13 protein-coding genes and 1 pseudogene are annotated in these 10,718 nt (G+C 72.6%); 8 read left to right on the forward strand and 6 right to left on the reverse strand.

Translation table 11 applies throughout. The features are described from left to right. From ACFV0Q_RS30955 to ACFV0Q_RS30980, 6 genes and pseudogenes are all read left to right on the forward strand, one after another. Positions 1 to 825 (forward strand): annotated as a pseudogene (locus ACFV0Q_RS30955) (glutamyl-tRNA reductase); the annotation flags it as partial. After that, complete coding sequence (gene hemC / locus ACFV0Q_RS30960) at positions 822 to 1,790, forward strand: hydroxymethylbilane synthase (protein ID WP_385009725.1); 969 nt, start codon at positions 822 to 824, stop codon at positions 1,788 to 1,790. The pseudogene ACFV0Q_RS30955 and the gene hemC, both read left to right, overlap by 4 nt. Next, positions 1,787 to 3,472 (forward strand): uroporphyrinogen-III synthase, encoded by a 1,686-nt coding sequence (locus tag ACFV0Q_RS30965; RefSeq protein ID WP_385009727.1) that lies wholly within the window; start codon positions 1,787 to 1,789, stop codon positions 3,470 to 3,472. The genes hemC and ACFV0Q_RS30965 overlap by 4 nt, the downstream gene beginning before the upstream one ends. A 189-nt stretch (positions 3,473 to 3,661) precedes the next feature. Next, complete coding sequence (hemB, locus tag ACFV0Q_RS30970; protein ID WP_385009729.1) at positions 3,662 to 4,663, forward strand: porphobilinogen synthase; 1,002 nt, start codon at positions 3,662 to 3,664, stop codon at positions 4,661 to 4,663. Between the two features lie 79 nt (positions 4,664 to 4,742). Continuing rightward, complete coding sequence (locus ACFV0Q_RS30975; protein ID WP_385009730.1) at positions 4,743 to 5,102, forward strand: hypothetical protein; 360 nt, start codon at positions 4,743 to 4,745, stop codon at positions 5,100 to 5,102. Positions 5,103 to 5,161: 59 nt separating this feature from the next. Further along, a complete protein-coding gene (locus ACFV0Q_RS30980; protein ID WP_385009731.1) occupies positions 5,162 to 5,434 on the forward strand; it encodes a DUF1876 domain-containing protein in 273 nt (90 codons plus the stop codon). A gap of 20 nt (positions 5,435 to 5,454) precedes the next feature. Here the strand turns inward: ACFV0Q_RS30980 and ACFV0Q_RS30985 are convergent, their stop codons facing one another. Both ACFV0Q_RS30985 and ACFV0Q_RS30990 read right to left on the reverse strand, forming a co-directional pair. Then, positions 5,455 to 5,703, reverse strand: a complete 249-nt coding sequence (locus tag ACFV0Q_RS30985) for a DUF397 domain-containing protein (RefSeq protein ID WP_385009733.1) — start codon at positions 5,701 to 5,703, stop codon at positions 5,455 to 5,457. Beyond that, positions 5,700 to 6,485 carry a Scr1 family TA system antitoxin-like transcriptional regulator gene (locus ACFV0Q_RS30990; RefSeq protein WP_385009735.1) on the reverse strand — a complete coding sequence of 262 codons (786 nt, stop codon included), beginning with the start codon at positions 6,483 to 6,485 and terminating at the stop codon, positions 5,700 to 5,702. Before ACFV0Q_RS30990 ends, ACFV0Q_RS30985 begins: the two co-directional genes overlap by 4 nt. Positions 6,486 to 6,637: 152 nt before the next feature. On the opposite strand from ACFV0Q_RS30990, the gene ACFV0Q_RS30995 reads away from it, so the two are divergent. Then, the gene (locus tag ACFV0Q_RS30995; protein ID WP_385009737.1) at positions 6,638 to 7,045 is read left to right on the forward strand and encodes an ATP-binding protein; all 408 of its coding nucleotides are present in this window, start codon (positions 6,638 to 6,640) and stop codon (positions 7,043 to 7,045) included. Here the strand turns inward: ACFV0Q_RS30995 and ACFV0Q_RS31000 are convergent. The 4 genes from ACFV0Q_RS31000 to ACFV0Q_RS31015 all read right to left on the reverse strand — a co-directional run bounded on the left by ACFV0Q_RS31000 (position 7,032) and on the right by ACFV0Q_RS31015 (position 9,321). Further along, the gene (locus tag ACFV0Q_RS31000; protein ID WP_385009739.1) at positions 7,032 to 7,484 is read right to left on the reverse strand and encodes a hypothetical protein; all 453 of its coding nucleotides are present in this window, start codon (positions 7,482 to 7,484) and stop codon (positions 7,032 to 7,034) included. The two genes, ACFV0Q_RS30995 and ACFV0Q_RS31000, sit on opposite strands and share 14 nt — an antisense overlap. Next, on the reverse strand, positions 7,481 to 7,990 hold the full coding sequence (locus ACFV0Q_RS31005; RefSeq protein ID WP_385009741.1) for an RNA polymerase sigma factor: 510 nt from the start codon (positions 7,988 to 7,990) through the stop codon (positions 7,481 to 7,483). Before ACFV0Q_RS31005 ends, ACFV0Q_RS31000 begins: the two co-directional genes overlap by 4 nt. Continuing rightward, positions 7,980 to 8,429, reverse strand: coding sequence for a DUF3995 domain-containing protein (locus ACFV0Q_RS31010; RefSeq protein ID WP_385009743.1), 450 nt, complete (start codon positions 8,427 to 8,429; stop codon positions 7,980 to 7,982). The genes ACFV0Q_RS31005 and ACFV0Q_RS31010 overlap by 11 nt, the downstream gene beginning before the upstream one ends. 94 nt (positions 8,430 to 8,523) lie before the next feature. Continuing rightward, entirely contained in the window at positions 8,524 to 9,321 is a 798-nt protein-coding gene (locus ACFV0Q_RS31015) for a VOC family protein (protein WP_385009746.1), read from the reverse strand. A gap of 251 nt (positions 9,322 to 9,572) precedes the next feature. Here ACFV0Q_RS31015 and ACFV0Q_RS31020 point away from each other — a divergent pair, with 251 nt between their 5' ends. Continuing rightward, positions 9,573 to 10,661 carry a 30S ribosomal protein S10 gene (locus tag ACFV0Q_RS31020; protein ID WP_385009744.1) on the forward strand — a complete coding sequence of 363 codons (1,089 nt, stop codon included), beginning with the start codon at positions 9,573 to 9,575 and terminating at the stop codon, positions 10,659 to 10,661. Positions 10,662 to 10,718: the final 57 nt, after the last annotated feature.

Genomic DNA, 10,718 nt, shown 5'->3' on the forward strand with positions numbered 1-10,718 from the left:
GCCGACGGCTTCGCCGCTGCCGGTGCCCCGACTGGAAGCCGGGCCGTCGCGGCCGACGCCGCGGTCGTGGCGCGGCTCGTTGCCGCCGCGGAAGCGGGGCGGCGGATGGCTGATGCCGGGGCCGCGCGGACCATGGCTCCCGTTGTCGAGCCGGACGGCTGCCCTGTTGGTGCCGACGGGCGGTCCGCGCTCACCGGCGTCGACGCCAGCTCGCTCGAACTGCACGGGACCTGGGCCGATCAGGGAGAGGCCGCCGCGCAGCGGCAGCCGCGGCGGACGGTGCGCAGCAGCGTCGACGCCGGCGCCGTGCGGCTCGCGCTGCTGGACCTGGCCATGCCCCGGGACATCGACGCCGCCGTGCACCGGATCCCCGGCGTGCGGCTCGTGGACATCGAGAGCCTGGCCGAGGCATCCGCCGACGCGCCGATGGCCGCCGACGTCGACGCCGTGCGCACGATCGTCTCCGACGAGGTGGCCGCCTTCGGCGCCGCGCAGCGGGCCGCGCACATCACCCCCACCGTCGTCGCCCTGCGGGCGATGGCCGCCGAGGTCGTCGCCATGGAGGTGGCACGGCTCGACGGGCGGGTACCCGACCTCGACGAGCGGCAGCGGGCTGAGGTCACCCAGACCGTCCGCCGCGTCGTCGACAAGCTCCTCCACGCGCCGACCGTGCGCGTCAAGCAGCTCGCGAGCGAGCCCGGCGGCGCCGGGTACGCGGAGGCGCTGCGCGAACTCTTCGACCTCGACCCTCAGACGGTGGCATCCGTCAGCCGGGCGGACGCGGCCGATCCGAAGAACGATGACGACCCAGGACGGGCATCATGAACACACGTCCCGACCAGCCCCTGAGGCTCGGCACGCGGCGCAGCAAGCTGGCCATGTCCCAGTCCGGGCACGTCGCCGAGGCCGTACGGGCGATCACCGGCCGGCCGGTGGAGCTCGTGGAGATCACGACCTACGGTGACGTGTCCCGCGAGAACCTCGCGCAGATCGGCGGCACCGGGGTGTTCGTCACCGCGCTGCGTGACGCGCTGGTCCGCGGCGAGGTCGACTTCGCCGTGCACTCGCTGAAGGACCTGCCGACCGCGCAGCCCGACGAGCTGGTCATCGCGGCCATGCCGAAGCGGGAGGACCCGCGCGACGCGCTCGTCGCCCGCGACGGGCTGACCTTCGAGCAGCTGCCCGACGGAGCCCGGATCGGTACCGGTTCGCCGCGCCGCATGGCGCAGCTGCACGCGTACGCCCGGGGCCTCGGCAAGACCATCGAGACCGTCGCGATCCGCGGCAACGTCGACACCCGCATCGGGTTCGTGCGCGACGGCGAACTCGACGCGGTCGTGCTGGCCGCCGCCGGGCTGAACCGGATCGGCCGCGGCGACGAGGCGACCGACCTGATCGACGTCGACCACGTGCTGCCCGCGCCCGGCCAGGGAGCCCTGGCCGTGGAGTGCCTCGCGTCCGACGCGGACCTCATCGCCGCACTCGGTGAGCTCGACGACCCGTTCACCCGGGCCGCCGTGACCGCGGAACGAGCCCTGCTCGCCGCCCTGGAGGCCGGCTGCAGCGCGCCCGTGGGCGCGCTCGCCGACCTTCTGGCCGACGGGCAGATTGTCAATGAAATGCGCCTGCGCGGTGTCGTCGGAACCCTCGACGGAACCACGCTGGTGCAGCTGTCCACCACCGGTCCCGTGCCCCAGTCGTACGACGAGGCCATGGCGCTCGGCCGCGAACTCGCGGACGAGATGCTGGCCAAGGGCGCGGCCGGTCTGATGGGGGAGCGATCCCTTTGAACCCCTCAAGCCCCACCCCCTCCGCTCTTCCGGGCGTCGCCGTCCACGGGCTCGTCACCTTCCTCGGTGCCGGCCCCGGCGATCCGGGTCTGCTGACGCTGCGCGCCGTGGAGGCGCTCGCCGCCGCGGACGTGCTGATCGCGGAGCCCGAGGTGCTCGACGTCGTACGGACCCACGCGCGCGCGGGTGTCGACACGCCGCAGCTGACGGTCGCTGACGAACTGTCAGCAGCCGCCGGGGTCCCGGCGATCCGCACGGCGTCGACTCCCGAAGACGTGACCAATCTTGTCATGGAGGCCGCGCGCTCCGGCAGGCGGGTCGTCCGTGCCGTCACCGGCGACCCCGGGCTCGACGGGAACGCGGCCGGGGAAATGCTGGCCTGCGCCCACGAGGGGATCCCCTTCGAGGTGGTGCCCGGTGTCGCGACCGCCGTCGGCGTACCCGCGTACGCCGGTGTGCCGCTGCGCGGCGAGCGGGGTGCCGACGTCCGCTTCGTGGACGCGCGGCACGCCTCGCAGCGCTGCTGGAGCGAGGTCGGCGCCAGCGACGGCAGCGTCGTCGTCTCCGCCACCCTGGAGACCGTCGCGAGCGCGGCCGCCGAGCTGGTGTCGGCCGGGCGCAAGCCCGAGACCCCGCTGACGGTGACCGTGGGCGGTACGACGACCCGCCAGCGGACCTGGAGCGCGACCCTGGGCACCATCGCCCAGGTGTTCAAGCAGGGCAAGGTGCTCCCCTCCCCCGAGGGATCGCGGCCCGTCATAGCCGTGGTCGGTGAGCAGGGCGCCGGAGCACGGCGCGAGGAGCTGGCCTGGTTCGAGTCGAAGCCGCTGTTCGGCTGGCGGGTCCTCGTACCGCGCACCAAGGAGCAGGCCGCTTCGCTCTCCGACCAGCTGCGTTCGTACGGCGCGGTGCCCCACGAGGTGCCGACCATCGCCGTGGAGCCGCCGCGCACCCCGCAGCAGATGGAGCGGGCGGTCAAGGGGCTCGTCACCGGGCGCTACGAGTGGATCGCCTTCACCTCCGTCAACGCGGTGAAGGCCGTACGGGAGAAGTTCGAGGAGTACGGGCTCGACGCGCGTGCCTTCGCGGGCATCAAGGTCGCCGCGGTGGGCGAGCAGACCGCGGCCGCGCTGGTCGAGTTCGGCGTGAAGCCGGACCTGGTGCCGAGCGGCGAGCAGTCCGCGGCCGGGCTGCTGGAGGACTGGCCGCCGTACGACCCGGTCTTCGACCCGATCGACCGCGTCTTCCTGCCGCGCGCCGACATCGCGACCGAGACGCTGGTCGCCGGGCTGATAGAGCTGGGCTGGGAGGTCGACGACGTCACGGCCTACCGGACCGTGCGGGCCTCTCCGCCCCCGGCGGACACCCGTGAGGCGATCAAGGGCGGCGGCTTCGACGCCGTGCTGTTCACGTCGTCCTCGACCGTCCGCAACCTGGTCGGCATCGCGGGCAAGCCGCACAACGTGACCGTCATCGCCTGCATCGGCCCGGCGACGGCCAAGACGGCGGAAGAGCACGGGCTGCGCGTGGACGTGCTGTCCCCGGAGCCGTCGGTGTCGAAGCTGGCGGAGGCGCTGGCCGCGTACGGCGAGGCGCGCCGTGAGGCCGCCAAGGAGGCCGGCGAGACGGTGTCCCGCCCGAGCGAACGCCGCCCGGGCGCCCGCAGGCGGCGTACGACCTGACGGTCGGCAGAACCGGGGAAGGGCCCGGGCGTGAAGGGAAACATCCCCATCGCGCCCGGGCCCTTCCGCATGCCCGCGGCTACGGTGGCCCGCGGATCGGGTCCCGCCGGGCGGGCGGCGCGGAGTGGGGCGGGGGGAGCCCCTAGGCTGGGCTGCGACTGCTGTCGATGCTCGAAGAGGCGACTGAGAATGAGCGCGTACGGATCCTTCCCCGGCTCGCGGCCCCGGCGGCTGCGCACCACCCCGGCGATGCGGCGGATGGTCGCGGAGAACCGGCTGCACCCCTCGGACCTGATCCTTCCGGCGTTCGTCCGGGAGGGCATCAGCGAGCCCCTCGCCATCTCGGCGATGCCGGGCGTGGTGCAGCACACCCGGGACACGCTGCGGAAGGCCGCCGTCGAGGCCGTCGAGGCGGGCGTCGCGGGGATCATGCTGTTCGGCGTCCCGGCGGACGAGAACAAGGACGCGCTGGGCACGGCCGGCACCGAGCCCGACGGCATCCTGCAGCTGGCGATCCGCGACGTGAAGGCCGAGGTCGGCGACGACCTCGTCATCATGTCCGACCTGTGCCTGGACGAGTACACCGACCACGGCCACTGCGGGGTCCTCGACGAGCACGGCCGCGTCGACAACGACGCGACGCTGGAGCGCTACGCGGAGATGGCCCAGGTCCAGGCCGACGCGGGCGTCCACGTGGTGGGCCCGAGCGGCATGATGGACGGCCAGGTCGGCGTCATCCGCGACGCGCTCGACGAGACCGGCCACGAGGACGTCTCGATCCTCGCGTACACGGCGAAGTACACCTCGGCCTTCTACGGGCCCTTCCGCGAGGCGGTCGCCTCCTCGCTGCAGGGCGACCGCAAGACCTACCAGCAGGACCCGGCCAACGCCCGCGAGTCGCTGCGCGAGCTGGCGCTGGACCTGGACGAGGGCGCCGACATGGTCATGGTCAAGCCCGCCGGCCCCTACCTGGACATCCTGTACCGGGTCGCGCAGGCGGTGGAGGTTCCCGTGGCCGCGTACCAGATCAGCGGCGAGTTCGCGATGATCGAGGCGGCGGCGGAGAAGGGCTGGATCGAGCGCGACCGGGCCATCCTGGAGACCCTGCTCGGCATCAAGCGCGCGGGCGCCGACACGATCCTCACGTACTGGGCGACCGAGGTCGCGGGCTGGCTGCGGCAGGCCCGCTGAGTGTGCTGAGTGCGCGGCGCGGGCCGGGATGAGTACGGACACTCATGCCGGCCCGCCGCCGTCCCGCTTGAGTGGGGGCATGGACACCACCACCCCCGCCGCCCCCGCCGAGCGTGATTCCCGTGCGTACGTCGCGCCCCTGCTCTCCACGCTGCTGACGCTGCCCGCCGCCGCGGTCTCCCTGTTCTTCGCCGGGCTGTCACCGATGGCCTGCGATTCCTGCGAGGGCGGGGCGTCCGACAGCTTCGACGCGAGCTTCGAGCTGGCGTGGCCGGTGTTCACGGGCGGGCTGGTCCTCGTCCTGATCCTGCTCGTGGCGTGCTGGGCCCTGCCGTGGCGGCGCGGGCAGCGGGCGCGCCGGGTGGCGCTGGCGCTGGCGGCACCGGGGGCGGTCCTGCTGAACGTGCTGGTGTTCTCCGCCCTGGTCGACTGGCCCTAGCGGAGTGTGAGGAGCACGCTGGAGGGACAGGCGGCACGGCACTGTGGAGGTGATCGGCCATGTCCACGCTCGTCGGATGGCATGTCGAGATGGAGTTCACCGAGGATGGCCACCGCACCAACGCGGTCGCCATGCTCAGACTGGGTGACGGCTCCGAGGTCAGGGCACGCGGGTACGCCATGCGGCACCCGTCCGACCCGGAGCAGCTGAGGGTCGGCGAGGAGATCGCCGGGTCGCGGGCCCTGATGGACCTCGCGAGCCAGCTCTTGCAGAAGGCCCACGGCGAGATCGACGAAGCCACGGGCCGGCATTCGTATCCGCTGACCCACTGACCCCGTTTTCGGGCGGGGCCTCAGCGGTGGGTGCCCCGCACCCAGCCGGTGAGCCCCGCCCAGGCGGTGGACCCGACCCCGATGACGGGACCACCGGTGTCCTTGGAGTCCCGGACGTGGACCGTGTGCGCGCCCGTGGCGACCTCGACGCAGGCGTCGCCGTCGTCGCCGCTGTACGAGGACTTCTGCCAGTCGATGGCGACTTCCAGGCACTTGTCGCCGTCGGGGCTGCTGTAGCTGGACTTGAACCACTTCAGTGTGGTGCTCATAGCTCTCCTAGCATGCGCTCCAACAGGCCTCGTGTTTCCAGGGGGTTGAGGGCCTGAGTTCGCAGCATGGCATATCGCTGGGCCAGGATGCTGACCTCATCCGGGTCGGTGACGAGCTTGCTGCTGCGCTGGCCTTCGAAGTAGCCGATGTGTTCGTGCTCGGGTGTTTCCAGCATGGTGAATGCGCCAGACAGGCCCGGGTGGTACGTCTGGCCGAGTGTCAGCACCTGGATGGTGACGTGCGGGTTGTCCATGCAGACGATCAGATGGCGTACCTGTTCGGCGTAGACGGCGTCGCCGCCGATCCGGTCGCGGAGAGCTGCTTCCGAGATCACGAAGGTGAGGTTCGGGGGTTGCATGCGGTGCATGATGTGCACCCGGCCAAGTCGCCGAGTGGTCAGCCTGTTGATTTCCTCCGGAAGAAAAGCCGGGACGCGACAGCGGAGGAGGGCCCGCACGTGGCTCTCGGTCTGGAGGACCCCCGGAATGACCATGGACTCGTACCAATTGATCGCGATGGCGCGCTTCTCAAGGTCGAAGTACTCCTCCGCCCAAGAAGGGCTCGGGTCCCTCTCGGGCATTCCGTGGGCTGCCACGGCCAGCAGCCCCGGTAGGCCCAGATGGAAGTCCATCAGCTCCGCGATATGCGGCATCAGGGCGCGGCGGCCTTGCTCGATCGAGGCGATCGTCTCCTCGTCCACGCGGACCAGTTCCGCGAGCTGCTTCTGGGTCAGATTCTTGGCGGTGCGGGCTGCGGCCACCTGCGCGCCGACCATCTTCATGGTCGTCGCGTTCGGCCGTGCGCGTTTCCTCGGTGGCATGACAGCGAACTCCCCACCCGTGCCCGTGGATTACCCCGTGCCGACCCGTACTCATTGATGAGTACGGGTCGGCGCTCAGTCACAGGCTAGTCACTCCGCGCGACGATCGTCCCGTGAATCTGCATACTCAGGCTGCTCTCCTGAACGAGCGCCTCTACCTCCGCGCGCCCCAAACCGTCGCTGCTGCACGACAGTTCACACGTGACACCCTGCACGCCTGGGGTGTGGACCGGCGGGCCGACGACATGTTGCTCTGCGTGAGCGAACTGGCGACCAACGCCCTGCGGCACGGCGTCCCGCGCGGGCGGGGCTACCTGGTGCGGCTGCTCCACTACGACGGGACCGTCCGCGTCGAGGTGCACGACAGCGGGCCCGGGCTGTCGCGGATCGTGGACGGGGAGCCCGGGCGGGGGCTGCTCATCGTCGAGGCGCTCGCGGATGCGTGGGGGGCGGTGCCCCGGGCGCCGGGGAAGGCGGTGTGGTGCGAGTTCCGTCGGCGGTGGCGGGTCACCCCGAACTGAGGAGCAGGGCCTCCAGCCGGGTCGCCGCGCGTTCCAGTTCGCGGCGCGCCCCCAGCGGGACGATCGCCGCGCGGCCGGGGACCCGTACGCCGCCCGTCAGGGCGATCCGGGTCCCGCCGCCCGGCTCCGGGGCCGCCGCCATGCCGATGATCAGGAACCGGCTCTGGAGCCAGCACCAGCCCGGGCGGACGTAGCCCCGCAGGCGGGCGCGGAAACCGTGGTGGCTGCGGGCCAGCGCCTCCACGCGGTCGCCGTCCACCCGGACCACCCGCACCTCGCGCATGTCCGGCTGGAACGCCCCGAACCCGCCCTCCAGGTCGCCCATCACCGCCCACACGGCCTCCAGGGGGGCGGGCAGCACCCGTTCGACGACGCGGGCTCCGGGGACGGCGGCGGCCATCACGCGCAGCCGGCGTACGGGGTCGAGGGGGTGCGTCATGCGGACCACGCCTTCGGGAAGCTCGAACGGGCCCGGCTGAGCCGGGATTTGGCGGTGCCGGGCGGGATGGACAGGAGGGCCGCGGCGGACTCCTCGTCCAGGCCCTCCACGTCCCGCAGGACGAGGACGGCCCGGTGGTCGGGGGAGAGCCGGGCCAGGACGTCGGCGATGTCGGCGGCCAGCTGCGGATCCCCGCGCTCCGGTACGTCGGCCAGTTCGGCGGGCCGCGCCCGGGCCGCGCGCCGGGCCGTGCGGACGGCCTCCCGTACCGCTATCGCCCGCACCCACCCGTACAGCGCCTGGGGGTCCTTGAGGGAGCGCAGGGAGGTGAAGACGGCCACCAGCGCCTCCTGGGTGGCGTCCGGGCCGTCCGCCAGGGCGATCGGCTCGCAGATCCGCGCCACGTACGGGGTGAGGTGGTCGAGGAGTTCGTGCAGGGCGAGGGTGCTCCCGGCGCGGGCCGCCCGCGCGAGGGCCACGCCCCGGTCCCGGCGTTCAGTGGTCACGGGGCGACCTTCTCAGGACGCGTACGGCCGCCCAGCCGAAGCCCGCGCAGAGCGGGGTGTAGAGGAGGAGGTTCAGCCGGTGGAAGGCCGGGCCCGCACCCTCGACGCCCGCCTCCAGGCCCAGCGCCCAGCCCGCCCCGGCGAGGCCCCGTACGGTCAGCCCGGCGGCGACGGCCCCCGTCACCAGCGCGGCCGCCCGCCCGCCCCGGCCGTACGCGCGCGCCCCGACCGCCGCCGATGCGGTCAACAGGGCCGCCGCCAGGGGCAGGACGACGGGCGGGGTGAAGGGGACCTCCGCGCCGAGGACGGCCAGGGACAGGGCCCGGGCGTCGGCGGCGGGCCAGGTCGCGCCGGTGGCCCAGTACAGGTGCGCGAGCCCGTCGGCGGCGAGGAGGCCGGCGAGGGCCAGGCCGGCGCGGCGGGTGGTGAGGTCGACCATGGGGTGCTCCCCGGGGTGTGGTGGCGGAAGGACCGACACCCCGAGGAGGAGGCGCGGCCCGGGAACGTTCCCTGTGGGCCGCGCCACATCGTGCCTAGCCGGGCTGCTCGGTGGTCGTTGAGGTGATCACCGAGAAGGCGCCGCCCTGCGGGTCGGCGAGGACGGCCATCCGGCCGGCCGCCATGTCGAAGGCGGGGGCGAGGACGGTGCCGCCGGCGCGGACGGCCGCGGCCTGGACCTCGTCGACGCTGTCCACGTGGAAGTACGCCTGCCAGTGCGGGGGGACGCCCGGCGGGAGCTCGGACAGGTCCATCATCCCGCCGACCGCGCGGCCGTCGACCTGGAACTCGATGTACCCCTCGGCGCCGGGCATCTCGGAGCGGTGCGTGGTGACGGGCAGGATGGACGAGTAGAACGCGGAGGCGGCCGGGAGGTCGGCGGTGGTCAGCTCGTTCCAGATGAGCGCGCCGTGCTCGTTGACGATGCCCGCGCCGTCGAAGGTGCCGGGCTGCCACAGGCCGACGACGGCGCCCGTCGGGTCGGCGATCACGGCCATCCGGCCGATCTCCATGACGTCCATCGGGCCCATCATGACCGTGCCGCCGGCGTCGGTGACGGACTTGGCGGTGCCGTCGATGTTGTCCGTGGCCAGGTACGTGGTCCAGACGGTCGGCGGCATCGGGTCGGGGATGCTGCCGTCCGGGTTCATCGCCTTCATGATCCCGGCGACGGGCTTGCCCTTGAGGGTGCAGACGGAGTACCCGCCGGTCTCGGCGGGGCCGACCTCGCCCTGCCAGCCGAAGAGGTCGCTGTAGAAGTCGAGGGCCGCCTGCTGGTCGGGGACCATCAGGTCGATCCAGCACGGGGTGCCGGGCTTGTAGGGGCCGTTCATGTCGGGCACGGATGCCTCCGGGTGGCGCTGCGGGGAAGGACGGGCCGTCCCCTACCCGGCCCTCGCGGCCCGAACCGGGCCGTATGGGTGACGGCCGGCGGTGTGAACAACAGTAAACAATCCTTTGTATTTTGACTGCCGAGTGATCGATTCGGCGGAACGGCTGGCCGCTGTTGTGGTCTGATGCGCTCAAGTCCGGGGCGGACAGCCCTGGTTACCCCCACGCATTCAGACCAGGAGAGAGCTCTCGCATGTCCGTGAAAGCGAAGATTCTACGCGCGGTGACCATGGTCGGGATGGCCGCGGTGGCCACCGCGGCCCTCGGAGCCCCCGCCGCCCACGCGGCCGGCGAGGATGCGCTGGCCAAGGTGTCGGTGCAGGCCGACAAGGGCGAGCAGGCGGGCGCGGGCCAGGCCGCCGACGCCGTCCAGCGGGACACCCGGGCCAAGGTCGCCGAGGGCGTCGACCGGGCCGCGAAGGGCGGCAGGGGCGAGGGTGACGTCACCCCGAGCTCGCCGCACGTGAACAAGGACTCGCGCGAGCAGTTCGAGGTGCGCGCGCACGAGCGCATGAAGGACGTCGTCGACCCGAAGCCCGAGGGCAAGGGCGACACCGACACCGACGACGGCAACAAGTCCCAGGGCGACCGCAATGACCACGGTGGTGGTGGCCGTGGAGCCGGTGGCGGCGGCGGTGGCGGTGGCGGTGGCGGCATAGGCGCGGGTGCGGGTGCGGCGGTGGGCGCCGCGATCGGCGCGGGCGTTGGCGGCGCGGCCGCGGCCGCTGGCGGGGCGTTCGGGCACGGCAAGGACGACGACCGCAACGACCGCGACGACCGCAAGGACGAGGCCGAGGACCGCGAGGAGAAGACGCGGGACACGGACAAGGCCGACCGCAAGCCCGGCAAGGGTGACGACCAGGACCGCCGCAAGGACGACCAGCGCAAGCAGCAAAAGGAAGAGAAGCAGGACCGCAAGGAGAAGGACCGCGGGGACAAGCAGGACCGCGAGGAGAAGCAGGACCGCAAGGAGAAGTCGGAGAAGCAGGACCGCGAGGAGAAGTCGGACCGCAAGGGGAAGTCGGAGAAGCAGGACCGCGACGAGGACGAAGGCCGCAAGGAGAAGCGGGACCGCGAGGACAAGCAGGACCGCGACGAGAAGCAGGACCGCAAGGGGAAGTCGGACAAGCGGGACCGCGACGAGGACGAAGGCCGCGAGGACAAGCGCGACCGCGAGGACAAGCGCGACCGTGAGGAGAAGTCGGAGAAGCGGGACCGCGGGGACAAGGAAGAGCGTGGCGGTGGCAGGGAAGACCGTGGTGGGAACGACGACGACTGCTGACGGTCGGCGCCCCTGAAACACGTCGGCCCCGCCTCCCGGACGGGAGGCGGGGCCGAC

Origin of the sequence: Streptomyces sp. NPDC059564 (genome assembly GCF_042735575.1) — a bacterium.
GTDB lineage: Bacteria > Actinomycetota > Actinomycetes > Streptomycetales > Streptomycetaceae > Streptomyces.